General features: G+C 36.9%; 17 protein-coding genes, 1 tRNA gene and 1 pseudogene. 9 read left to right on the top strand and 10 right to left on the bottom strand.

Annotation, left to right across the window (positions count from 1 at the left end; translation table 11 throughout):
• Positions 1 to 105: 105 nt before the first annotated feature.
• From EXS92_RS02840 to recG, 4 genes are read right to left on the bottom strand one after another with little or no spacing between them, the layout of a single operon-like run.
• Positions 106 to 3,015 (bottom strand): type III restriction-modification system endonuclease, encoded by a 2,910-nt coding sequence (locus EXS92_RS02840; protein WP_165515483.1) that lies wholly within the window; start codon positions 3,013 to 3,015, stop codon positions 106 to 108.
• Between the two features lie 2 nt (positions 3,016 to 3,017).
• Positions 3,018 to 3,605, bottom strand: coding sequence for a site-specific DNA-methyltransferase (locus tag EXS92_RS02835; protein WP_207633355.1), 588 nt, complete (start codon positions 3,603 to 3,605; stop codon positions 3,018 to 3,020).
• Positions 3,606 to 3,609: 4 nt separating this feature from the next.
• Positions 3,610 to 4,980: a site-specific DNA-methyltransferase gene (locus EXS92_RS02830; protein WP_165515481.1), complete on the bottom strand. Its 1,371-nt coding sequence runs from the start codon at positions 4,978 to 4,980 to the stop codon at positions 3,610 to 3,612.
• A gap of 57 nt (positions 4,981 to 5,037) precedes the next feature.
• Entirely contained in the window at positions 5,038 to 6,909 is a 1,872-nt protein-coding gene (recG, locus tag EXS92_RS02825; RefSeq protein ID WP_165515480.1) for an ATP-dependent DNA helicase RecG, read from the bottom strand.
• 76 nt (positions 6,910 to 6,985) lie between these two features.
• Between recG and EXS92_RS02820 the strand changes: the two genes are divergently transcribed.
• Both EXS92_RS02820 and EXS92_RS02815 read left to right on the top strand, forming a co-directional pair.
• Positions 6,986 to 7,333, top strand: coding sequence for a hypothetical protein (locus tag EXS92_RS02820; RefSeq protein ID WP_165511087.1), 348 nt, complete (start codon positions 6,986 to 6,988; stop codon positions 7,331 to 7,333).
• Positions 7,334 to 7,336: 3 nt separating this feature from the next.
• Positions 7,337 to 7,972 (top strand): outer membrane protein, encoded by a 636-nt coding sequence (locus tag EXS92_RS02815; RefSeq protein WP_000668059.1) that lies wholly within the window; start codon positions 7,337 to 7,339, stop codon positions 7,970 to 7,972.
• Here the strand turns inward: EXS92_RS02815 and EXS92_RS02810 are convergent.
• Positions 7,969 to 8,721, bottom strand: a complete 753-nt coding sequence (locus tag EXS92_RS02810; RefSeq protein ID WP_165515479.1) for an exodeoxyribonuclease III — start codon at positions 8,719 to 8,721, stop codon at positions 7,969 to 7,971. The genes EXS92_RS02815 and EXS92_RS02810 overlap by 4 nt on opposite strands.
• Positions 8,722 to 8,822: 101 nt before the next feature.
• Here EXS92_RS02810 and EXS92_RS02805 point away from each other — a divergent pair.
• Positions 8,823 to 8,898: transfer RNA gene (locus tag EXS92_RS02805), tRNA-Phe, on the top strand.
• Positions 8,899 to 8,900: 2 nt separating this feature from the next.
• Here the strand turns inward: EXS92_RS02805 and EXS92_RS02800 are convergent.
• Positions 8,901 to 10,343, bottom strand: a complete 1,443-nt coding sequence (locus tag EXS92_RS02800) for a competence protein (protein ID WP_165515478.1) — start codon at positions 10,341 to 10,343, stop codon at positions 8,901 to 8,903.
• 229 nt (positions 10,344 to 10,572) lie between these two features.
• A complete protein-coding gene (gene dnaA / locus EXS92_RS02795; RefSeq protein WP_165515477.1) occupies positions 10,573 to 11,940 on the bottom strand; it encodes a chromosomal replication initiator protein DnaA in 1,368 nt (455 codons plus the stop codon).
• Between the two features lie 152 nt (positions 11,941 to 12,092).
• Between dnaA and EXS92_RS02790 the strand changes: the two genes are divergently transcribed.
• From EXS92_RS02790 to thyX, 4 genes are read left to right on the top strand one after another with little or no spacing between them, the layout of a single operon-like run.
• A complete protein-coding gene (locus tag EXS92_RS02790; protein ID WP_165515476.1) occupies positions 12,093 to 12,635 on the top strand; it encodes a purine-nucleoside phosphorylase in 543 nt (180 codons plus the stop codon).
• A gap of 44 nt (positions 12,636 to 12,679) precedes the next feature.
• Positions 12,680 to 12,919 (top strand): DUF2443 domain-containing protein, encoded by a 240-nt coding sequence (locus EXS92_RS02785; RefSeq protein WP_000461837.1) that lies wholly within the window; start codon positions 12,680 to 12,682, stop codon positions 12,917 to 12,919.
• Entirely contained in the window at positions 12,920 to 14,713 is a 1,794-nt protein-coding gene (glmS, locus tag EXS92_RS02780; protein WP_165515475.1) for a glutamine--fructose-6-phosphate transaminase (isomerizing), read from the top strand. It begins immediately after the preceding gene.
• A gap of 22 nt (positions 14,714 to 14,735) precedes the next feature.
• The gene (gene thyX / locus EXS92_RS02775; RefSeq protein WP_000451936.1) at positions 14,736 to 15,362 is read left to right on the top strand and encodes an FAD-dependent thymidylate synthase; all 627 of its coding nucleotides are present in this window, start codon (positions 14,736 to 14,738) and stop codon (positions 15,360 to 15,362) included.
• Between the two features lie 333 nt (positions 15,363 to 15,695).
• Here thyX and EXS92_RS02770 read toward each other — a convergent pair whose 3' ends face one another.
• The 3 genes from EXS92_RS02770 to EXS92_RS02760 form a co-directional block, all read right to left on the bottom strand.
• Positions 15,696 to 16,970, bottom strand: a complete 1,275-nt coding sequence (locus EXS92_RS02770) for a restriction endonuclease subunit S (RefSeq protein ID WP_165515474.1) — start codon at positions 16,968 to 16,970, stop codon at positions 15,696 to 15,698.
• The gene (locus tag EXS92_RS02765; protein ID WP_150181314.1) at positions 16,958 to 17,734 is read right to left on the bottom strand and encodes a CAAX protease; all 777 of its coding nucleotides are present in this window, start codon (positions 17,732 to 17,734) and stop codon (positions 16,958 to 16,960) included. The genes EXS92_RS02770 and EXS92_RS02765 overlap by 13 nt, the downstream gene beginning before the upstream one ends.
• An 86-nt stretch (positions 17,735 to 17,820) precedes the next feature.
• On the bottom strand, positions 17,821 to 20,271 hold the full coding sequence (locus EXS92_RS02760) for a type I restriction-modification system subunit M (protein WP_165515473.1): 2,451 nt from the start codon (positions 20,269 to 20,271) through the stop codon (positions 17,821 to 17,823).
• A 70-nt stretch (positions 20,272 to 20,341) separates the two neighbouring features.
• Between EXS92_RS02760 and EXS92_RS02755 the strand changes: the two are divergent.
• Positions 20,342 to 23,304, top strand: a pseudogene (locus EXS92_RS02755) (type I restriction endonuclease subunit R).
• Positions 23,304 to 24,011, top strand: a complete 708-nt coding sequence (locus tag EXS92_RS02750; protein WP_165515472.1) for a YgjP family zinc-dependent metalloprotease — start codon at positions 23,304 to 23,306, stop codon at positions 24,009 to 24,011. Before EXS92_RS02755 ends, EXS92_RS02750 begins: the two are co-directional and overlap by 1 nt.
• Positions 24,012 to 24,040: the final 29 nt, after the last annotated feature.

Below are 24,040 nucleotides of genomic sequence, written 5' to 3'. Positions count from 1 at the left end.
AAATTGGATAAAACGATTATAACAAAAGCGCCATGAATTTTAAATAAAACGCTTTTCTTTGAAATTGTTTCATGTGAAACATTAGGGTAATTGAGCTTATTAACTCTAATCTTTACGATTTAAAACTTCATTAACCAACGCGCTTAATTGATCTTTTTTCATTTTGGTTTTGTATTCAATGTTCACGCCTTGCTTTTTTAAAGCTTCAAAAAATTTCTTAGCGGTTGAAATTTTCCGCTCTTCTTCAGGGCGTAATTCGCTTTTTTTATCAACCCCCTTAGTTTCTACCACTAACAACACTTTTTTATCGTTATTTTCAACCACATACCCAAAATCAGGGCTATAAGTTTGATTTAACCCTATTGGGATTTTAACCCTAGGGAGCTTACCAAAAACAATGATTTTAGTGTCGTTAGATTCTTCAATCGTGTCTTTTTCAATCTCGCTATCCACTTGCATGAAATTTTCATACAGGCATTTTTCTCGCGCGCTTGAATTTTTAATCTCATATTTATCCACCCCCAAACTCCCGTCTAAAAATTCTCTAATTTCTCCTTTTTCATCATAAAACGCATCGTTTTTTCTGTTTTTAATCGTCGTTTCGCGCATTTGATAGGAAATTTTATCTTTAATATTTTGATAAATGATTTCCAAAAACAGCTCTTCTAAGCGCCTTAAGCCCTCTTGTTCGTTTTTCTTAATTAGATCAAATTTGTTTTCATCAATTTTTTCCAACACTTTAGCCACGCTTTTAAAACTCAATTTCACCTTATTAGACAAAGCGCTGATAAATTCATGCAAGCTCCACACGCATGCGCTTTCTCGCTCAAAAATCTCTGTTTTGGCGTTATTTCTTATAGTTTCTACTTTTTTATGCGTCGTAACCGAAATGATTTTTGAACTGACCTTAAAAGAATCATTGATTTTTTTGATAATCTCATCAATCAAGCTCTCGCTATCAATGGCATAAGCGATCCGGGCTTGATGATTCAAACCCGCCCATAAGGTTTCAAATTTTTTAAAATTTTCTTTATTGATTTTGATTTTTTCAGTTTTTCGCTCGTTTTTGTTCCTAACTCTAGGATTGCCAATCAAACGATCTTTTAAAAAATCCTTTAATTTTTCAAGATCCAGGTATTTTTCATCTTTTAATCTTTCTAATTCCGGCTCTTTTTTTAAAAATTCGTTTTGATTGAGAGTGAGTTTAAAGTTTTCATCACCTGTTTTTTCTCCAAAACCCAAACCCTCTAATGTTTCAAACAAAACCCCATAATACCCTTTTTTAACCATGCCGCTTTTTTCTAATTCTTCTGCGCTAAATGTTTGTTTAATCAAGCTATGCTCGCTTATCTCTTGCTGGATCGCTCCCACAAAATCCCCCTCAACTTGCGGCACGATCACCACCAATTCATTGACAAAATCAAAATCAGCATGCTCTTTAGTGATGCGTTCGCCCTTATCATTCACAGCGAGCCTTAATCCCCTACCGATTTGTTGCAATTTAGTGATATTGGAATGGCTAGGGGCTAATTTGCAAATCGTCATCACGTTAGGGTTATCCCACCCCTCTTGCAACGCCCATTGCGAAAAAATAAACCTGAGATCGGAATCAAAACTCAGCAATTTTTCTTTTTCTTTTAAAATGAGTGCGATCACTTGGGCTTCGTCGCTCTCTTTCTTGCTTTTAGCAAAATACCCTCCATGCACTTTTTTAATGTCCTCTCTAGTGCGCTCTAAATACGCTCTATAATTTTCATCTAAAGGCTTTTTTAAGACTTCTTCAAGCTCTTGTTGGTAAAGTTTTTCAAATAAAAGGGCTAATTTAGCCGGCTGTTCATTTTCGCTTAAATAGCTATTCACCCCGTTAATAAACACCATGCACAAGGCTTTAACCCCCTTTTTAAAAAGCCCTTCTTCTCTTTCAAAATGGCTTTTTATCGCTTCTTTCAGCATCACTTCTTGCTCGCCCTCTACAAAATAAGAAAAAGGCTCTTTTTGATCCAGTAACAAATTAACGCCGTTCAAAAAACGCACCTCATTTTTAGTGATGTTTTCTACAATGTAATCTTCTAAAGCGCTGATATGAGTTAGCGCGCCTAGATTATCATGCGTTTTGACTTTGACGCTTTGAATTTTATTTTCTAAATTCGTGTAATTGATCGTCGCTTCATTTTGTTTTTTGTTAGCCTCTTTAAGCTCTAAAAAATACTCATCACTCTCCCCCACAGACGCCACGCTAATGCTTTTCACTAGGGTGCAATCAAACGCTTTTTTGCTGTCTAGCGCGTAAATCAGATTATTATAATCATCTTTAAAAGTCGCCCCAAACCTGAGCGTGATTAAAGCGTTTAATTGTTCCAAATATTTTTTTGTTTTATCGCCTAAAAATCGGTGCGGTTCGTCTAAGATCACGATAGGGCGGATACTGGCTAAAGCTTGCATGTAACTTTTTGCGCCATTGAACAGATTCGTGTTTTCTAAGCATGATTGATTGATAGTGTTTTTCTCTTTATTAAAGGCGGAAAAAGTCATCACCAACACACAGCATTTATGGTTGCTCGCTAGAATGAATCTTTCTGCATCTTCATAGCTTTCTAAATGCGTGTTAGAATACTCGCTTTTAAAAAATTCTCTTGTGATTTCAACACTCTTTAAAACCCCTAATTTAATGGCGTTGCTTGGCACTAAAACGATAAATTTTGACAAATGGTAGTTTTTGTGCAAGGCATAAACGCATTCCAAAAAGCAAAAGGTCTTCCCGGTGCCTGTTTCCATTAAAATATCGCAGTTTAACGACTTCTCAATCCCCATGCTTCCCTGGGTTATTTTTTGTTTCGATCGCAAATTCTCAATATTTTCTAATAAAAGATCTTTGATCGCCCCTATTTCAAAAACAGGGTTAGCAATCCTTTGAATATCATTTTCTGGCTCCCTCAAATCAATCCCCTTAAACACCCCTAAAATTTGGTCCCGGCATTGCTCCTGATAATCCAATCGTTTGAATTTGATTTTCATCTCTACCCCCTAATCTTTAAATCGCCGCTCTCTAATTTCAAATCCAACAAATTACTGCCCAATTCCAAACACAGCCTGTCGTTACTGATAGCGGGCATATACATGCTAATTTTTTCTACCCCTTTATCTTTCAAGTTTTCTAAAACTTCGCTCATTTCTATATCCCCCACAATGAAAGCCGTATTTTCAGCCAGATACAAGGCGTTTTCAATCAAGCAAATTATAGGCGTAGTGAGCTCCAAACCCTCGCAGCCTAAAAGCTTGATTAAAATCGTTTGGGTTTCCCTTTTTTCAGGGTTAGAATAAGCGAACAAATCCTTTTGATGGGCTTGACTGAGATTTTTATCATTAGCATGCGTTTCATCATCAATGATTTCAAACGCTCTAAACCCCACATCTAAATTGGGGCAAGCTTCTTGGATTTTAGCCCCCGCTCTTTTAATCCTTTCTTCGGTGATGTCAAAAATGCTTGGGGAGGGTGATTTTAGGGTGTTTAAACAAAAATCATGCGCACTTTTGTTTTTCTTAGGGTCAATTTTTTCATCTAACTGGACGAGAATGAAGCGCCTTTCTTTAAATGCGGCGTTCAAGCCATTAAATAACCCCCCCCCCCTCACTTAATTTTTGATAATCGCTCTTATTACTCTCTAACACGGCATGCGCGGTCGTCCCGCTCCCGGCGAAAAAATCTAAGATGATGTCGCTCTCGTTGGTAGTTTGATCTATGAGAAAACTTATCAATTCAACAGGTTTAGAATAATCAAAAATATTCTTAACATTAAAAATTGATTGCAATTTTTTATTTGACATATCATTAGAGTATTTATTATCTAAAAATTCTATACTTGAAATATTTTTAGTGCGGTTAAAATATTCTATTTTATAAGGCTTACTATCAGATATTTTAGCCTTTGTGTAAGTTTTTGTATAAATTCTATTGTTTTTAACTTCTACAAAACCATTAGCCAATCCAAAATCAAATTTTGCTTTGCTCCAACGCCAAACCCAATCAATCGTTCCAAAATTACCTTTTTGTCTTTCAGTATAAGTTTCCAATCCGCCAGCATAAAACTTTTCATTACCAATTACAATTTCATAATCCATTTTTTTATTATATTGAAGTGAATTGTAATCCAAATTTTGATTTAATTTATACCCACCTCTTTCATTGTAAAATTCATCTTTTAAAGGGTAATCGTTTTCATCAATATCAATCTGTTTAAAATTGATACTATTCTTTTGATAACACAAAACATAATCATGATTTTTAGCGATTTGATTAGTGGATTTTCCTGCTTTCTTTGTTAATCTTGGCATTTCAGCCACAAAATTATCCTCCCCAAAAATCTCATCGCATAAAAGTTTAAGTTGGGCGCACTCGTTATCGTCAATGCTGATAAAAATCACGCCGTCTTGTTTGAGCAAATCTTTAGCGAGCAACAATCTAGGATACATGAAACTAAGCCACCCACTATGGCATTTTGACCCAAAAAGATTCTTGATATAATCCAGCTTTTCTTTAGAATAATCCAATGTTTTTAAAATCTCTTCATTGGATTGCGAGAAATCATCGCCATAGATAAAATTCTCGTTTTTCGTGTTGTAAGGGGGGTCAATGTAGATCATTTTGATTTTTTCACTATAGCTTTGTTTTAAGATTTTGAGAGCGTCTAAATTATCGCCCTTGATGAGAATATGCTTGCTCGTGGATTCGTTTAAGGGCTTTAAAATCTTATGATTTTTCTTAAAAGCTTGATTTAAGGCGATTTTCTTACCCACAAAATCCAACCCATAGCCCTCTTCTTTTATCTCGCTAAAATCCCCTAGTAACGCTTTTAATTTTCTTGTATCCAGCGTGAGTTGGTTATCATTTTCTATACTCAAGCAACCGGGAAAATAACGATTAAAAACCTCTACATTTTTTTCATTAACGCTTTTTTCTCCACCAATTTCTTTATTTTGCATTTCTATCCTTTATTTTAAATGATTTAAATTACCCAATTCCACCTTAATTTTCAATTTTCAATTTTCAAATGTTCCTTGTGAAACGCTAGCGTTTTTTAAAAAATCCCTTTTCACTTCAGCAATAATGTTTTCATCTTTGGCTAAGTCAATGTATTCAAAACTATTCCCGCTCTGCTCCCCCCCTTGGAGTAAATCCCCGCTTTTTCTGTATTCTAAATCCAATTCAGCGATCTTAAAGCCGTCCAATTCATCAGCAAACTTTTCTAATCGTTCGTTTTCTTCTTGGATCGTGCATAAAAAACAATAGCCTTTCAAGCCGTTACGAGACACGCGCCCTCTTAACTGGTGTAAAGTCGCTAAGCCTAACCTTTCGGGCGCTAAAATCACCATCACGCTCAATCGTGGTAAAGAAATGCCCACCTCAATGAGCGTGGTCGCTAAAAGAATGCTCCCTAACTCTCTAAATTCTTCAATCACTTCTTCTTTATTTTTATCCTGCCCTGAAGTGGTATAAACGTTTTTAAAGCGTTTTTGCCAAAAACTCGCCCCCTCACTGAGCGATAAATACGGGATTTTTTCGCTCTCATTCACCAGCGGATAAACGACAATGACTTGGTGGTTTTTAGCGATTTCTTCGCTAATTTTTTCCATCACTATTTTAAATTCTCTTTTATGCAAGACTAGAGTTTCAATCTCTTTAGGGTAAGGGATTTCTCTAATCATGGTCGTTTTCACAAACGCGCTTTTGGCTAAAGCCAGAGTGCGAGGAATGGGGGTAGCGGAAAATTGCAAGGAATGGGGTTTATTGCCCTTACTGCTTGCCATTTTTTCTAATTGGTAGCGCTGCTTGGTGCCAAATCGGTGCTGTTCATCAGTGATCACTAGAGCGAATTCATCTAAATCGCGCTTATCAAACAACAACGCTTGCGTGCCTATGACAACATGCGTGATTTTTTCAAACAAATGATTGGATCGCTTTTTATGGCTCCCACCGAGCAATAATTCCACTTCAAAATAAGGGGGTAAAAATTTTAAGGCTTCGTGATAAAGCTGTTTAGCGAGAATGGAAGTGGGTGCCATTAAAAGGGTTTTATTAGGGTAAGCTAATACCATGCTCGCTAAAATCACCATCGTTTTCCCGCACCCCACATCGCCTATAATCAAACGCTTGCACGCTATAGAACTGGTGAGATCGTTTTGGATTTCTTTAATGGCGTTTTGTTGATCGTGCGTGAGCTTAAAGGGTAAAGAAGCGATAAACGCTTTCAAGCGTTCGCTGTTATTAGGGCATGCGATTTTGGCGTTGAATTGCAATTTCTTACGATCTAAATTTTTCATATAAAAAAGCATTTCAATGTATTTTAATGCATTTAAATGTTGCGAAGGGAAATTTTTATTCGTTTCAAAATCCTTGACAAAATGCGGCGTGGGGAAAAAGATTTCCAACAACAAACGCGCGATATTTTCTTTAACGCCTTCCTTTTTTAAATTTTCTAATGAAATGAGTTTTTGTAAATTTTCTTGTATTTTTTTATGATTTTTAACTTTTTTAAAAATTAAAGAAATTTTTCCAAATTCGGTAAGGATTTTAGGCGTGTTAATGATATAAGCTTGATTAAAAGAGCTTTGCTCTAATTTACCATAAATGAACAAACTCTCGCCGGTTTTGAACTGGTTGTAATGAAACGCGCTGTGATTGAAAAAAACAAGCTCTAAATTTTTGTAAAATCGTTTGGAATAGGCGAAAATCTTTAAAACTTTGGCGTAGTTTCTTTTTTCTAAAATACCCACCTCTAAAACGCCGCTCAAGCCCGTTTCAAAACGCTCTAACAAATTTAAATCCTTATAACCCTTAGGCGTATAAACAAGCAAGGCTTCCAAAAGCGATTTCACGTTCAATGTTTTTAATAAGTCATCTGTTTCTTGCAATTTGTTCTTAGTCAATCCTTAATCGTTTTTATGATAAAATAAACAAATTATACATTGACTTAAGGAAATTTAATTGATGAAATCTAAAATCACTCATTTTATCGCTATCTCTTTTGTTTTAAGCGTGTTGAACGCATGCAAAGACGAGCCTAAAAAATCGTCCCAATCGCACCAAAACAACACTAAAACCACTCAAAACAATCCAATCAATCAACCTAATAAGGATATAAAAAAGATTGAACATGAAGAAGAAGATGAAAAAGTCACTAAAGAGGTGAATGATCTGATCAATAACGAAAATAAAATTGATGAAATCAATAATGAAGAAAACGCTGATCCTTCACAAAAAAGAACGAACAACGTTTTGCAACGAGCCACTAACCACCAAGACAATCTCAGCTCCCCACTCAACAGGAAGTATTAAAGTGTGAAATTTTTTTCAAAGGATTTATTTAAAAAAGTAACCCCTTTATTTTTAAGCGTTTATTTTTTAAACCCTACCCTTACGCAAGCCAAAAGCCGTTTTTATGTGGCTTCTCAATACCAGGTAGGGAAAATGATCATGAAAAAATACAACGATCTCAAACGCACGATTGAAGGGGCGAGCTTTTCTTTAGGTTGGGAGATTAACCCCACTAACTATTGGTTTTATTCGCGCTATTACTTTTTTATGGATTACGGGAATGTCATCCTCAATAAAAGAACGGGCGCTCAAGCGAACATGTTCACTTACGGCTTTGGAGGGGATTTGATCGTAGAATACAATAAAAACCCCTTGTATGTTTTTTCCCTCTTCTATGGCATGCAAGTTGCTGAAAACACATGGACGATTTCCAAGCACAGCGCGAATTTCATCATTGACGATTGGCGCAGCATTCAAGGGTTTTCGCTCAAAACTTCAAATTTTAGGATGTTGGGTTTAGTGGGGTTTAAATTCCAAACCGTGCTATTCCACCATGACGCTAGTATTGAAGTGGGGATCAAATGGCCCTTTGCTTTTGAATACAACTCACCCTTTGTAAGGCTTTTTTCTGTCTTTATTTCGCACACTTTCTACCTTTAGACTAATTCCAACCCCACTGGGCAATGATCGCTCCCTAAAATATCTTTATAGATTAAAGCGTCTTTTAAGCGCGTTTTTAAAGGATTAGAGCATAGAAAATAATCAATGCGCCAACCAATGTCTTTGTCCCTCGCTTGTTGCATGTAACTCCACCAAGTGTAAGCTTTTTCTTTGTTAGGGTAAAAATAACGGAAAGTGTCAATAAAACCGGCGTTCAAAAGCTCGTTGAATTTTTCTCTCTCTTCATCGCTAAAGCCGGCGTTTTTTCGGTTGGTTTTGGGGTTTTCTAAATCAATTTCATTGTGGGCCACGTTCAAATCCCCACACACAATGACCGGTTTTTTCAATTCTAAAGCTTTTAAAAATTTCTTAAATTCCACTTCCCAACTCATGCGATAACTGAGCCTGGATAGGGCTTGTTGGGAATTAGGGGTATAAACATTCACCAAGTAAAACGATTCAAATTCGCAAGTTACCACGCGCCCTTCTTTGTCATGCTCTTCTATATCAATGCCATAGCTCACGCTTAAAGGCTCTTTTTTGGTGAAAGTTACCACCCCAGAATAGCCCTTTTTAATCGCGCAATTCCAAAAATCAAAATACCCTTTAAATTCAAAGGTGTTTTGTTCTTGCTGCATTTTAGATTCTTGAATGCAAAAAACATCCGCATCAACGCTATTAAAAAAATCCATAAAGCCCTTAGTCATGCAGGCCCTTAACCCGTTCACATTCCATGAAATCAATTTCATTTTAATCCTTGTTTGATTTTGAGTGAATTATATCTTTTTAGTCATTTTTTTAAAAATTAAGCTTTGTTTTACCTTTTTTATGTAATAATTGTTTTTTGCTTGGCTTGATAGCTCAGTCGGTAGAGCAGAAGACTGAAAATCTTCGTGTCGGTGGTTCGATTCCGCCTCAAGCCACCATTTTAAACTTCGTTGAATAAATAATTCCCCTTTTTGACACACACAACACGAGAGTTTTCAATACTCAAAGGCGTGCTTTTAGCTCGTGGTTGCTCTTCTATTTCTAAGACCATGCACACCCCCTCTTTAAAGCGCACATGGTTTTTAACCCATTCTTTGTATTCGCTGCTCTCTTTGATTATATCGTTTAAATAATGCCCCTCATACACTTCCACAAATTCCATGAATTTTTCATTCAAATTCAATTCATTACGCGTTATTTCGCTTTTTCGTGTGGAAGAATAAGCCAATTCGCTGGTTTCATAAAAAGTCGGCTCTATTTGATCGTCTTGTTTGGGGCGCTCATAAATGGCTTTCACTAATTGCGTGGTGATTTCATACTCACTTTCCCACGCTTGTTTTAAAGGCTCTTCTATCAGATAGCATTGCCTAGTCGTGCCGTCTTTTCTCGCTCTAGCCCTTTTGCACTTTTCTGTAGAGCTTCTAGCTTGGAGAATAGCGAAATTGTTTTTAGCTTCAAAAGTTTGAGGGTCTTCTAAAGGCTCTGTTTTATGAACAGAAATTTTAGTATAGGGGGTAATGATCTTACCGCTTTTATTTTCAGCGGTGCTGTAATCGCAAGGGGTAATGTCTGTTGTAATCTCTTTGTCTTTATCAACGCGTTTTAAAACGCTTGGGCGATAGGCTTGTAAATTTTCATCATCATAAACCCACTTCCCGCATGCGAATTCTTTGATATTAGGATCTCTAATCGCTTGTTTTTCCACATTATCCCTATTTTCGTTATTTTCATTGCTTTCATTACTATCAGCGTTAGAGGTGTTGTTACTAGGGAGCGTTTTTTCAGTGGGTGGCGCTACAAAGAGATTGTTTTCTTGATCTTGTGAAGAATGCTTTAAAGGGGGATTAGCATCGTTTGTTGGCGTTTTAACTTCATTAGTAGGGCTTACTTTGCTAGGAGTTACTAAAGGCTGTAAAAGGCTGTTTTTAGAGTTTTTAGAGCCTAGTTTGGACTCTGGGTAAGAAAAGTTTTGAGGAGGTTGTTGCGATGAATGGGGTTTGTTTTGTGGTTTTTGCATGGGTGCGTTTAAAGAAGGCATTTGGTGCGAGTGCGGCTCTTTTAATTCTTTTGAAGAAAAAACAATCTGGGTGTTTCTAGGAATAGTAGGGCGGTTAGGGTTTAAGGTCGTTTCTAAAGAAAGTTTTTCATCAAGGGGTTGATAGACGATTGCAGTGGATATGTGAGTGATTGTGAGCGTGAGTTTTTTGTGTGGGGAGATATTATAAACCCCTAAAACCTGTTTGGGTTCTTTAGAATCAAGGACTTTAGCCTTAAAAGTGCCTTTATGCGGCGAAGTTTTGATCTCTTCTAAAAGCTCAATGACAAGGGCTTGAAGAGGGTTAGAGAAGGTCAGAAAGAAAGACAGACAAAGGGATTTTTTCATGCTTATTCCTTTTTATTTTAGATTTTTGGATTATATCTTAAAAAGAGGTTTAATAAAAGTTATAGATAAGTTATAGATAGGTAACACTTTAATTAATAATAATTAGTAACAGTAGTAGGGGGGGTGAATGGATGGAATGAAAAATTAAAAAGCTTTAGAGACGTGCGTTTTTAGGGGGGTTGTGGGATTTGAAAAAAAGTGAATGAAACGCTTTTTAATAAGCCTTTTTTCATTCACTTGAATTGAAAGCGGTTTTTTTATCGTTCAATTCGTTCAGGCGGTTTTTGATTTCTTCTCTAAGGCTTAAGATAAAAGGGCTTTTTTCTTCTTCAAGCATTTTTTTAACGCTAGAATACATTTTAGAAATGCTTGAATGATCCTTTAAATCCAAAAATTGAGCGAGCGAGAGCGTGGGGTTAGGGGTATAAAGTCTAGCGAAGTACACGACTAATTTCCTCGCTAAAGCGACATTTTTTTGGCGCGAAGAGACTTTGATTTCGCTGGATTTGAGATTCAAGCTTTGCGCGACAGCGAGTAAGATATTTTCTAGACTTGAACCTTCAGCATGATCTTTTTGCAAATCTTCTAAAACGGTTTTAGCGAGGTTCAAATCAATGGTGGCGTTCATTAAGTTCGCGTTCACGCTGATTTTAATGATCGCGCCTTCCATTTGGCGGATATTGTCGCTGATGTGTTGGGCGATGTATTCCATCACCTCTTCGGGCAAAGTGATTTTATTGAGCTGGCATTTTTGTTTGACAATGGAAAGTTTGGTTTCTAAATCAGGGGGCATGACTTTAGCGGTTATCCCCCATTCAAAGCGCGATTTTAAGCGATCTTCTAATCCGGCGATGTTTTTAGGTGATCGGTCTGAAATCAACACGATCTGTTTGCTGTTGGCGTGCAATTCGTTAAAAGTGTGGAAAAATTCTTCTTCTAGCTTGGGTTTTCCTTGCAAAAATTGGGCGTCATCTAACAAGAAAAAGTCGCAATGGCGGTATTTTTTTTTAAAAGAATCCATGGTTTTGTTGTCTAAATGCTTTAAAAAGTCTGTCAAAAAATCTTCTGAAGTCACTAACACGACTTTTTTATGCTTTTCTAGGGCATGGTTACCGATAGCGTTTAAAATGTGCGTTTTGCCTAACCCTGTGCCGCCATAAAAAAGCACCGGGTTATAAGGGGGGGTATCGCTTTGGGCGACTTTTTTAGCGATTTCATAAACGGTGTTATTGCATGAGCCTACGACAAAATTTTCAAAAGTGTAAGAGTCTTTGACGCTCGTTTTTATGGCTTTGTAATTGATATTAGCTTGGGTGCTAATTTGGATTTTAGGCGCTACTTCAATACGCACGTCCACGCTATGGGCTAAGTGCATGCCGACTTTATTCTGGCTTAAAATTTCTTTAAGCAACGCGCCGTGTTTAGCCGTAATCCAATTGCATAAGAGCATGTTAGGGGCATAAAAAAAGGCAATGTCGCTCTTGCTCGCGTTAGGGTTGTATTTGAGCTGGCTTAAGCAATTTTCATACTCTATTAGACTAACTTTTTGTTTGACTAGCGCCAAGATTTCTTTTTCAATATTGTTGTTGGTATCCATGGCGTTATTATAGCGTGAATAAGTGGTGAATGAAAAAGGAATGGCATGTGAATGAAATGTGAATGAAGCCTTAAAATTAAGGTGTTTCTTTTAAGGGTTTGTCTATAATGCTTGCTTTATAATAAGCTAATGGATGCGAAAAAAGGATTTTCATGCTGCTTTGCGCGGGAAGGAATGAAACTTTAAAAGGGGTGGCGCCTATTGGTGTGGGTTTGATAGAGAGCGCGATTAATTTAACGAGAATGTGTTTAAAAAACCCTGATACAGAAAGCCTTATTTTTATAGGGAGCGCGGGGAGTTATAGCCCAGAAACGGAGCTTTTGAGCGTGTTTGAAAGCGTTCAAGGCTATCAAGTTGAAGAGAGTTTTAGCCATTTAAACAGCTACACGCCTTTGGATAATTCCATTCACATAGAAACTGAAGAGCAGGCTCTTTTTGAAAGAGTGCGTGTGAATAGCAGTAACTATATCCACACCAGCGAAATGTTTGCTAAAAAAATGGTTCAAAAGGGCGTTTTATTAGAAAACATGGAGTTTTTTAGCGTCTTAAGCGTGGCTAAAATTTTTTCTTTAAAGGCTAAAGGGATCTTTTGCGTGAGTAACCATGTGGGGCTTAACGCGCATAAGGAATTTAAAGAAAACCACGCCAAAGTCAAACAGATTCTAGAAAACATCATTGATAGTTTGATAGTTTAGCTATCATGGAGTATCATGGAGCATTCTAAATTAAAGGCGATCACATGTTTGAAAAAATACGCAAGATTTTAGCGGATATTGAAGATTCGCAAAATGAAATTGAAATGCTTTTAAAATTAGCGAATTTGAGTTTGGGGGATTTTATTGAAATTAAAAGAGGGAGCATGGACATGCCAAAGGGCGTGAATGAAGCGTTTTTTACGCAATTAAGCGAAGAAGTGGAGCGCCTAAAGGAGCTTATCAACGCTTTAAATAAGATCAAAAAAGGGTTATTGGTGTTTTAAATGTGCGGGATTGTAGGTTATATAGGGGATAGCGAGAAAAAATCCATTCTTTTAGAGGGTTTAAAGGAATTGGAATACAGAGGTTATGACAGCGCGGGTTTAGCCGTATTGAGCGGCAATCGTTTGGAAGTGTTTAAAACTCAAGGGAAATTAGAAAACCTTAAACTAGAGCTTAAAAATAAAGAGTTTTTAAATTTTGGCGTGAGTATCGCTCACACCAGATGGGCAACGCATGGCAAGCCAAGCAGCGCGAACGCCCACCCGCATTTTACAGAAAATTTAGCCTTAGTGCATAATGGCATCATTGAAAATTACGCAAGCTTGAAAAAAGAATTGGAAAATAAAGGGCATGCGTTTTTAAGCCAAACGGACACGGAAGTCATTGCGCATTTATTAGAAGAAACGCTTAAAAGCGAGAGCGATTTATTGAAAGCCTTTGAAAAAAGCATCAGCCTTTTAAAAGGGAGTTATGCGATTTTAATGCTCCATAAAAGGGCTAAAGAAAGCTTGTTTTACGCTAAATCTTCTTCGCCTTTGATCGTGGGTAAGGGCAAAGAAGGGGTGTTTTTTGCGTCCAGTTTGAGCGTGTTGGCCCCTAAAGTGGATCAATTTGTCATTTTAGAAGAAAACAGCGTGGGGCAGATTTCTTTAGAAAATTTTAAAGATTTAAACAATATTGAAAACATGAAAGATTACGCTTTTGAAAATAAGGATTATTCTAAAGGCAATTTTAGGAATTATTTAGAAAAAGAGATTTATGAGCAGCACAGCAGTTTGTTAGAGTGTTTAGAGGGGCGCTTGGAAGCCTTGAGTGTGTATTGCGAGATCGATCCTGAATTTTTAGAAAACGTGAGCGAAATCACGCTGTGTTCTTGCGGGAGCAGTTACCATGCGAGTTTGGCGAGCGTGTATTTGTTTGAAAGATTAGCCAAAATAAGAGCGAGGGCCATTTTAGCGAGCGAATACCGCTACGCCCATTTTAAAAGCAACCCTAACGAGCTTTTTATAGCGATTTCTCAAAGCGGTGAAACCGCTGATACTTTGGAAGCCTTAAAATTAGCCAAAGCCCAAGGGCTTAAAACCATTAGTTTGTGTAACGCCCCTTTTAGCATGATGAGTCGCATTAGTGATCATACGCTTTTGATTAGAGCGGGGGTGGAGCGGAGCGTGGCATCCACTAAGGCGTTTTCTTCGCAAGTGATGCTTTTATGGCTTTTGAGCGTGTATCTAGGCAAACAATTAGGGACCATCTCTAAAGAAGAAGAAAAAATCCAGGCTAAAAACATGCTCAATAGCGTGAAGGCGATGAAAGTAGAGCCTAAATTGCATGAAAAGATCAAGCGTTTATCCAAACGCTACTTGCATGGGCATGGCTTTTTTTATATCGGGCGCGATGTGTTTTACCCGCTCGCTTTAGAAGGGGCGTTAAAACTTAAAGAAATCAGCTACTTGCACGCTGAGGGGTATGCGAGCGCGGAAATGAAGCATGGGCCTATTGCGTTGGTGGATTCTAACCTTTTTACCATTGCTTTATTGTCTAAGCATCTGTTATTTGATAAAACCAAAAGCAATATTGAAGAATTGAGTGCTAGGGATTCTACGATTTGCGTGTTAAGTTCTGAAATTTTAGAGATCGCTGATGATTTTATCCAATTAGAAGAGAGCGAAAGCTACATGGAGGAATTTTTCCGCATGAATTTAGCGATGCAGCTTTTAGCTTTAGAAATCGCTATGCGTTTGAACCACGATGTGGATCACCCAAGAAACTTGGCTAAAAGCGTTACCGTGGAATAAAAGCGATATTAGGAGTCAAATAATGGAAGTGATTTGTAAGCATTACACCCCTTTAGACATTGCAAGCCAAGCGATTCGCACTTGCTGGCAGAGCTTTGAATACAGCGATGATGGAGGCTCTAAAGATAAGGAATTGATCCACAGGGTGGGGAATATTTTTAGGCATTCTTCCACTTTAGAGCATCTTTATTACAATTTTGAAATCAAGGGTTTGAGTAGGGGAGCGTTGCAAGAATTGAGCCGGCACCGCATAGCGAGCTTGAGCGTGAAATCAAGCCGCTACACTTTAAGGGAGTTGAAAGAAGTGGAGAGCTTTTTACCCCTTAATGAAACGAATTTAGAAAGAGCCAAAGAGTTTTTAGTGTTTGTGGATAATGAAAAAGTGGATGCAATGAGCGTTTTAGCTTTGGAAAATCTCAGGGTTTTATTGAGCGAGCATAACATTAAAAACGATTTAGCCAAATACGCCATGCCAGAGAGTTATAAAACGCATTTAGCCTATAGCATTAACGCTAGGAGCTTGCAAAATTTATTGACTTTAAGAAGCAGTAATAAAGCCCTAAAAGAAATGCAAGATTTAGCCAAAGCCTTATTTGACGCTTTGCCTTGCGAGCATCAATATTTGTTTGAAGATTGCTTGAAGCACTAGATTTAAAAAATACCGCTTCAATAACGCTAATTCTTTAATGTTTTAAAAACGCCTTGTTTTTAGCGTTTGGTTAGATGAAGTTTAAGGGGGTTTGTTGTAGGATTTCATCACGCCCCATAGTTGCGATATGGGGCAGACCAACATTGTAAGGAGCATGTTATGCCTAAGACACATAACAAACGCTCTTGGAAATCATTATACTTTGAGTTTGCTTTTTTAGGGCTTAAAGTGATCGTTTCTGTGAAACGCTGATTTTTCTAAGAGCGTTCCCTTAAGCTTAAAAGCTTAGGGGTTTGCTTTGTAAAGTGGGTTTGTCCTTGACTTTTGGGGCGTTTATTTTTCTAAAACCCTGATTTTAGCGCTCATTAAATCGTGGTTTAAAGCTTTTTTGATGTTTTCAAATTGGCGTTTTTTGTTTTTAAGGCTTGCGATCTCATTATCCAAAGCGCTTAAAATGTTAGCGATAGCGATTTGTTCGTTTAGAGGGGGTAAAAAAAGGCAAACATTATTAAAACCACTCTTTGATAAATTGTATCGTGTTGAACCTTGTGCTAAATTTTCAAAAGCTTTTCTACCTATTTCGCTATTAATTAAGTATGATAAAAACAAGCTATCAACTGCCTTGTCAAATATTCTAAAACCAAAACAAAAACTATTCAAAAAAACTTGATCTATATCATCTAAAAGCACGGCACACATGCCTACTTCTTTTGGAGTTTCTGAAGAAGTATTAAAAAATAAATCATATTTTTTAAAGGAATTTTGTTTTTCATTTGGGTATATTTTTACATTTTCTAGTATAGAAGTATCTATTATAACATTATTTAAAACATTCAAAAATGTAATATATTTAGCATTGCCATTGATAAAATCTTGCTTTGTTTTTCCTACTAATCCGCTTATAGTTATTCCTATATCCCCAAGCCTTACTCTTTGCCAAGCTTGATTGAATCCTTTCAAGCGTTTTCTTTGGCTCAATAGTTCAAAACTTAAAGCTTTTTTAACGCCCTCTTTTTTAAGAATGAGAGCGTCTAATGCATAAAGATAACGATCCAAAGCGCTTAAAATGTTAGCGATAGCGATTTGTTCGTCTAGAGGGGGTAGGGGGATTAGTAAATCTCTTAAGTCAGTTTTAGTGAATTTTGGTTGTGCTGATGAGGTTATAATATTTATTAATTGTTTTTGAAACCATGTATCTAAAAAAGCATAAAATAAAAATTTTAGGTTGGCTTTCTTTGTTCTTAGCAAAATGGCATTTGGCGCCAATGCGTTATGTTTATGAATTAATTTTTTAATATCCACATAATAAATCTCTCCACAATTTATTCCTATATTTGGCAATATAATTGCATCGCTGTTAAGATTAACACGCCACAGAAATTCAAACGCCTCTTTGTTGATATAAATAGCATTTGTATTGTTAAAACCATTTTTTAATTCGGTTGTTCGTATTAGTTGTGCATAATTTGTTCTATCGTTTGTATATTGAACCGTTTGACTTTGTTGTGCAAAGGATCCAGCAGCTGAAAAATCCGTGATGATTTCAAAAATATATTCTACTTTTACCGCTTCCCAATCCTTTGGTAAGGGCGTTGTTAATGCGTCCATGCGTCCTCCTGAATGGTTTTAAAAAAGATAACGCGCTCTATTTTTAGGGTGTTATCAAAAGCGTTTTTAGGGTTAAAATCCAGCCTTAATAGTAAAATCTCAATGTTTTTAACTAGCGAACTTGTTTTGATTTTAGAAGGGTTGTTGTGGAATAAGTCATTCCTGGCTTTCCGTATCAAGCTGAAAGCCTTTAAAAAATGATCCCAAGTGCCATAGGCTGGCAAGGCATGTTCGTTGTGTGTTTTGTGATCTGCGAATAAGGGTTTAAAATCGCTCCAATACATTTTAATAATGGTTTCTAAAGCGCCAAGAGTGAATAAATTTAAAATTTGAAAGCCATTGTATCCTCCTAAACTTTTTAAATGGTGGGTGTTTTTTAAGCGTTCAATCTTATGCCTAAGCTTTTCAGACAAAAACCAATCGTCAATATCCTTGCTGCTGCGTTTTTGAGCCAAAATAACCGCCATTTTAGAGCGCAAAGCCGTTTCAAAAAAATGTATCCATAAAAAAAGCATGTGGTGCGTTTTAATCCGTTTGTTGTAAAAATGCATTAAAAAATCAAAAAGGTTATTGATTTCATTTTCTTTATTAGGGTATTTTTGTAACACGATACCCAATTCCTTACTAGCGCCTATGAGGTAGTCGTAGTGTAACACGCTGATAGATTTTTTTAATTGATCCAAACCCTTATCTTTGAAAGCGAGAGGGTTTTTTAGGGCTAGATGTTTTAAAATACGATTAAAAACTTCATTTTCAAGTTCCATTAAATTTCCTGCGCTATAATCGTTTTCAGTTTGGGGGTCTCATAGCGAGGGTACGCTAGTCAAAAGGCACTCCAAACTTTTTAATATCAAACGACAATCTCCAAGTCTTTCAAATGCTCTAAAACTTTTGATTCGCTCTCTTTGACTTCTTTGTCTAATTCTAACAAGCTGTTAGAATAGCTTGAAATGATTTCATTAAGGGCGCTAGTAAAAGCGTTGATGCGTTTTAAAATTTTGTTTTCTAGGGCGTTTTTCAAGCTATTAAGCCATTTGTCTTTGATGATGAGATCCTTGATTTCATTGATTTTAAGGTTTTTATACTGGTGGAACGCTTTTAATTCCAGCTCCTCATAAGCTTTATTTTTCATTTTCAGCGCCTTGTTTTTAGCCTCTAGCCATTCTAAAGCGGTTTTTAGGGTTTCTTTATCTTCTAAATCGGTGGCGTTTTTTAGCTCTTTTTTCAAAACGCTTTCATTGATTTTCAATCCATCAAAAAGCCCTTCTTCGTTAGAATGCTCTTCTATAAATTCATCTAAAAGAGCTTCTTTTTCATTAAGGGCGTTTTCTAATTCTTCTAATTCTTTCGTTTCTTTTTCAAAAAAGCGTTGTTTGATCAAATGTTTAGGGATTAGATCGCTTTTGTAGTAGGTTTTTTGAATGATAAAATCCGGCTCCTCTAAATAGTTGGCTTTTTTGTTTTTGTCTTTTAGGGGGTTTAATTTTCTCAATTCTTTAGCGCTTTCAAAGCCATTGAATGAGATGAGGAACCAATCGTCTTGCAAGACTTCGTTGTAGTAATCTTTGAAGAGCTGGTACACGCCGTATTTGTCTAAAATTCCCACTTTTTCAAATTCTTTTAAAACCTTTGAACAAACGCTTTCTATGAGGGTTTTTGGGTTAAAACCTGGCTCTAAATCATTAAAAGTTGTAAATAGTTCCAATCGGTCAAAAGCGCTCAAAACAGAAGCGTGGAAGGTTTGGTATTCTAAGCTTTGAGTGATTAATTCTTTGATGTTTTCGCATTCTGTTTTTAAAGCGTAATAATCCTCTTTATCGCTCTTTTTAAAAAGCGTGTTTTTAAGCTCTTTAAACACTTGAAAATAAGGGGCGTAGGTTTCAATTTCTTTTTTGGGCAAATAACTAGCCTTGTGGCTGTTGATTAAAGCGAACAAGTCTTTTTCTGATTCTTGTTTGGCGGCAATGTAGCGCGCGATATTCAAGTTGTAGTCGTTAGCGCTAATTTCTTCTAGGCTCACCATTTTGGAATAATAAGGGATTTCTTTGTAAGCGTTAAAAGTGTCTATCATTTTTTGGACATCTTGCTCTCTTAAGCGGTTTTTATTGCCGTCTTTTTTAAAATCCTTGCTCGCATCGATCATAAAAACGCCCTTTCTGGCGTGTGCGTTTTCTTTGTCTAAAACGATCACGCATGCAGGAATGGAAGTGCCATAAAAAAGATTAGGGGCTAGGCCTATCACGCCCTTAATATAGCCTTTTGTTAAAAGATTTTTTCTAATTACGCCCTCAGCATTCCCTCTAAATAGCACCCCATGAGGCAAAATCACTGCCCCTTTGCCTGTGTCTTTTAAGGACTTGATGATGTGGAGCAAAAAAGCGAAATCGCCGTTTTTTTCAGGGGGCGTGCCGTCTTCAAAACGATTGAAATGATCATTAATGACTTGCTTGCTTTTAGGGTCTATGCTTAGCCCATCAGTCCAGTTTTTCAAGCTAAAAGGAGGGTTAGCCACAACATAATCAAAGGTTTGCAGCATGCCATTTTTAATAAAAAAGGGGTTAGAAAGGGTGCTAGAACCCCCTTTAGCAATATCAGCATCAGCGCTATTGTGTAAAATCATATTCATTTTACAAAGGGCTGTCGTGGAAATGTCTTTTTCTTGACCATAGATAGTTAACCCTTTTTCACCAGCCAAGCTAGAAGCTTTTAACAATAACGAACCGCTCCCGCAAGTGGGATCATAGATGCTTTTATCCTGTCTGGTGTTTTCATCAATGCCAAGCAAAAGGGACAATAAAAGCGAAACTTCGCTAGGGGTGTAAAACTGCCCTTTGGATTTACCGGATTCGCTGGCGAAATGGCGCATTAAGTATTCGTAAGCGTCGCCCAACAAATCATCGTCTAAAGCCCCATGCGCGCCCAAACTTAAATCGGCAAAGATTTTAACCAAATTAGAAAGGGTGTCCATCATCGCTTTACCCTCGCCTAGCTTAGTGTTATCGTTAAAATCCACGCTGTCAATCACGCCTTTTAAATCGTTTCGCTCTGCGATCTTGGCGATGATTTTATTGAGCTTGTCGCCTATTTCCTTATCGCCCTCTAAAGCGAGGATGTCTTCATAAAAGCACCCTTGTGGCACTTCTATTTCGCTATCAGTATTACTTCTGGCTTTATCGCTGATGTATTTTAAAAAAAGCAGGTTCAAAACATAGTTTTTATACTCGCTCGCATCCATTCCGCCCCTTAAGCTGTCCGCTCCAGCCCATAAAGAGCTATACAATTCGCTTTTTTTGATCGCCATTTTAACCGCCCTATTTTGTTTTTAGGATTATAATATAAAGCGGTAAAAAGCGTTCTTAAGGGGTTTAATGATGAAAACAGAAAAAGAAGTTCAAAATCAAGTCATAGAAACTTTTAAAAGCATGGGCTATGCGTATTTAGGGGATTTAACAAAGAGCGATAACGAAAACATCAATAAAGAAAGCTTGAAAGCATGGCTCATTAAAAGTCAAAAAATTGAGCATGAAAGGTGGCATAAAATTGAGCAGAAAATCCATGAGGCTTTAAAAAACGATTTATACGAAGCGAATCAAACATTTTACGAGCTTTTGATTTATGGCGTGAAAACTAAAATAAGCCAGAATGAAAACACTCAAACGACTTATCTCATTGATTGGAAAGACGTTTCTAAGAATGAATTTAGCGTGGCTGAAGAAGTGAGCGTTAAAGGGCCAAACATGAAACGGCCGGACATCGTGCTTTACGTTAATGGGATCGCTTTAGGGGTGCTAGAATTGAAAAAATCCAGCGTGAGCGTGGAAAGCGGTATTAGGCAAAATTTAGACAACCAAAAGAAAGAGTTTATTAGAGATTTTTTTAAAACGATCCAATTGGTTATGGCGGGCAATGAAAGTCAAGGGCTAAGATATGGCGTCATAGAAACTAAAGAAAAATACTACCTTTCTTGGAAAGAAGAGGGCGTTCAAAAAAATTTGTTTGAAACGATTGAATGCTTTTTAGAAAAAAAAGGTTTTTAGAATTTATCCATGATTTTTTGATTTTTGATAAGGGGCAAAAGAAATGCGCCCGGTTCCACCAGTATTTTGCGATTAAAAAAACGCAAGAATTTATCCAAAGAAAAGAAGGGGGGATTATCTGGCACACGCAAGGCAGCGGTAAGAGCTTAACTATGGTGTGGCTCACTCAATGGCTAAGAAGAAATACCACACAAGCGAGGATTTTAATCGTTACGGACAGGAGGGAATTAGACGCTCAAATTCAAGGCGTGTTTTTGGGAATAGGCGAGGATCTTTATCGCGCAGACAGCAAGAAGGATTTATTGAGCGTGTTGTTTGAAAATAAGGAATTTTTGGTTAGCTCGCTTATGCATAAGTTTGATGACAACGACTTAAAACAACCTGTTTTAAAGGAATGGGTTGTTTTAGTGGATGAATGCCACAGAACCCAAAGCGCTAAATTGCATAAAGCCATGAAAAGCCTGCTCCCTAATGCGATTTTTATCGCCTTTAGCGGCACGCCTTTGTTGAAACAAGATAAAAAGACAAGCCAGGAAGTGTTTGGGAATTATATCCATTGCTATAAATTTAATGAAGCCGTTAGCGATAAAGTGGTGCTGGATTTAAACTATGAAGCCAGAAGCGTGAATCAGTATGTCAGCGACCATGAAAAGCTAGACGAATATTTTGAATTGAAAACCCAAGGCTTGAATGAGACGGCTAAAACAGAGCTTAAAAAGAAATGGGTTAATTTGCAAAAAGTTTTTTCCACTAAAGACAGATTGGAAAATATTGTGCAAGATATTGTATTGGATATGGCAAAACTCCCACGATTAAGGAATGGAAAGGGGAATGCCATGCTGGTGGCTGAAAGCGTGTATAACGCATGCCGGTATTTTGAACTCTTTTTAGAAACAGAATTAAAGGATAAGGTGGCTGTGATCACAAGCTATGAACCCAATATCGCCGATCTGAAAGATTGCGGGAGCGATGAGAGCGAAGAGAGTTACAAATACCGCACTTATTGCAAAATGCTGCAAAACTTTTTTCATGAAAAAGATGAGAAAAAAGCCCTTAATCAAATTAAAGAGTTTGAAGAAAAAGTTAAAGAGCGTTTTATTAATGAGCCTAATAGAATGAAGCTGTTGATCGTGGTGGATAAGCTATTGACCGGTTTTGATGCGCCAAGCCTCACTTATTTATACATGGATAAGACAATGCAAGATCATGGGCTTTTTCAAGCGGTGTGCAGGGTGAATAGATTGGATAGCGAAGATAAGGATTTTGGCTGTATCATAGACTATAAGGATTTATTTGATAGCTTACAAGAAGCACACAGCGATTACACCAATAAAGCGTTTGAAAACTATGAAAGAGAAGACATTCAAGGGCTGATCTCTGACAAATCCCAAAAGATTAAGAAAAAATTAGAAGAAACTAGAGATCAGTTAAAATCGCTTTGTGAAAGCGTGAAAGAGCCAAAAGATGAAGAGGATTATATCGCTTATTTTTGTGGGAGCGATTTAGAAAAAAACGCTCAAAAAAGGCGGTTGTTTTACCAGCTTGTTGGCGCGTTTTTAAGAATGTTTGTGGAATTGAATAACTTAGAAAAGCCCATTCATTCTAAAGAAGAGACGCAACAAATCAAACAAGAAGCGGAATGTTATAGGCATTTACAAAAGGTGATTGGCTTGAGTAGTGGGGATAGCGTGGATTTAAAAAGCTATAGCGAAGACATGCGCAGGATCTTAGACGCTTACATTAAGACCACGGATAGCGAGGTGTTATTCAAAATAGAAGATCAAGGGCTGTGCGAAGTTTTAGTCCAAATGGATATTAATGATTTCAATAAGGCGTTATCTCAAGCATTCAAAAATGAAAGCTCTATGGCAGAAAGCATCGCTAATAACACCAGAAAACGCATTATAGAAAAAGAAGCGAGCGACCCTAAGTATTACGGAGAATTATCCTCGCTTTTAAACGATTTGATTCTCCAGTTTAGAGAAAAGAAATTAACCTATTTAGAATACTTGCAACAAATCCAGGCTCTAGCCAAAAAAGTTATTGATAAAGAAGATAGAAATTACCCTAAAAAGATCAACACTAACGCTTTAAAAACCCTCTATGATAATTTAGATGAAAATGAAGCCTTAGCCCTAGAAATAGATGCATGCATAAGGGGTAATAAAAAAGATGGTTGGGTGGGGCATAATCAAAAAGAAAAAAACCTTAAAATCGCTTTAAGAAAAATCATAAACGATGAGGTTTTGTTAGAAAATATTTTTAATTTAGCCAAACACATAGAGGAGTATCGCTAATGAACGCTTATTGTTTGACTTTAAATAATACCAACATCGCTATAGAAAAAAAGGATATTAAGCATTTACACATTAGCGTTTGCCCGCCCGATGGCTCTGTGCATGTGTCTTGCCCCCTAGCTTTAAACGATGAGAGCCTTAGGCTTTCTTTGATTAAAAGACTCCCTTGGATAAAAGAACAGCAACAAAATTTTTTAAACCAAAACAGACAAAGCCAAAGAGGAATGCTAGAAAGAGAAAGCCATTATCTTTTTGGGAAACGCTATTTGTTAAAGATTGAACACACCATAAAAAAACACTTCGTCTTCCAAAGCCCTAAATATTTAATCTTGCATGTCCAGAAAAAAACAAGCTTAGAAAACCGCTTAAAAGTGTTAGAAAACTACTACAGACAAGTTTTAAGAGAAAAAATACAAACCTACATCAACCAATACGAAAAGATTTTAAACGAGAGCATACAAAGCTTTAAAATCCAAAAAATGAAACGGATATGGGGGAGTTGTAATATTGCTAAACGCGCCTTGCTTTTTAATTTGGAATTGGCTAAAGCGCCTAGTGAAGGCATTGAATATGTGGTTGTGCATGAATTATTGCATTTAAAAGCGCGCCACCATAACGAATATTTTAGGGATTTGCTGAGTTTGTATTTGCCTGATTGGCAAAGGGCTAAGGCCAGCCTCAAAGAAACTTATTTGGAATATTCTTAAATGAAGACTCCACAATATTAGTGAAATTA

Origin of the sequence: Helicobacter pylori, assembly GCF_011175115.1 — a bacterium.
GTDB classification, from domain to species: Bacteria; Campylobacterota; Campylobacteria; order Campylobacterales; family Helicobacteraceae; genus Helicobacter; species Helicobacter pylori_DF.
The sequence above is the reverse complement of the archived record's forward strand: the minus strand, read 5'-3'. Positions and strand labels throughout refer to the sequence as shown.